Below are 1,125 nucleotides of genomic sequence, written 5' to 3' on the forward strand. Positions count from 1 at the left end.
ATGTTGACGCTAGAATTTAAAATACAGGACTATCACCTACTATGGTCAGCTTTCCCACGCTGTTCTTCTATTCTAGTGCCAATCGGCTTCTCCCCGTTCGCTCGCCGCTACTTGGGGAATCTCAATTGATGTCTCTTCCTAAGGGTACTGAGATGTTTCACTTCCCCTCGTTCGCTTCTTATATAAATATAAGATACCTAGCTTATGCTAGGTGGGTTTCCCCATTCAGAAATCTCCGGATCACAGGATATTGCCGCCTCCCCGAAGCTTATCGCAGGCTGTCACGTCTTTCATCGCCTCTGACTGCCAAGGCATCCACCATGTGCGCTTAATTACTTGACCATACAACCCCAAAGGGTCTATTTGTCAGCAATTATAACGATATCACCTATGTTTACGCTTGATTCAGTTCTCTTTACTTTTTTAGCAACCCACCCCTGGGATAACAACGGATGTCGTTAAGAGGTAAGTTGCTAAGGTTAACAATAACACGTGAAATGTTATTGCTAACCCAGACTCATATCTATGTTTTTAAATAGTTCCTATCTCTTCGTCAGATGATAGGTTCTGTATAAAACAGAAGTAAATAATCAGTTGCGATTACTTAGTTCTATTTATACGCGCTTGTTTATAATAGTGGTGGAGCCAAACGGAGTCGAACCGTTGACCTCCTGCGTGCAAGGCAGGCGCTCTACCAACTGAGCTATGGCCCCTGAGAAGCGTGTGAACAAAGCACTGCTTTGTTAGCTTCGCAAGAGAAATTCTTTATATAGAATTTCTGATGGTTAGCTTTACCGCCTAATAATGGTAGGCCTGGGCAGACTTGAACTGCCGACCCCCGCGTTATCAACACGGTGCTCTAACCAGCTGAGCTACAGGCCTGAGAAGCGTTTAAACAAAGCACTGCTTTGTTAGCTTCGCAAGGAAAATCCTTTAAATAGGATTTTCAGTATGCGTAACTTCCAATGACAACGCCAGTCATCTATCGCCTGTTAGGCTTATAAACAAACTAAACTAAAGAACAACTTGTTGTGAATTCTTGCCAAGTGAATGCCGTCTATAAGGAGGTGATCCAGCCGCAGGTTCCCCTACGGCTACCTTGTTACGACTTCACCCCAGTCATCA

The 1,125-nt window shown here is 44.1% G+C and carries 2 tRNA genes and 2 rRNA genes; all 4 read right to left on the minus strand.

Annotated elements, in window-relative coordinates:
• A 23S ribosomal RNA gene (locus tag ACS8E3_RS12975) occupies positions 1-342 on the minus strand; the annotation flags it as partial.
• A 295-nt stretch (positions 343-637) separates the two neighbouring features.
• Positions 638-713: transfer RNA gene (locus ACS8E3_RS12980), tRNA-Ala, on the minus strand.
• A gap of 92 nt (positions 714-805) precedes the next feature.
• Positions 806-882 (minus strand) — tRNA-Ile (locus tag ACS8E3_RS12985).
• 178 nt (positions 883-1,060) lie between these two features.
• Positions 1,061-1,125: ribosomal RNA gene (locus ACS8E3_RS12990) — 16S ribosomal RNA — on the minus strand; the annotation flags it as partial.

The organism is Psychrobacter sp. 2Y5 (assembly GCF_051847375.1).
GTDB lineage: Bacteria > Pseudomonadota > Gammaproteobacteria > Pseudomonadales > Moraxellaceae > Psychrobacter.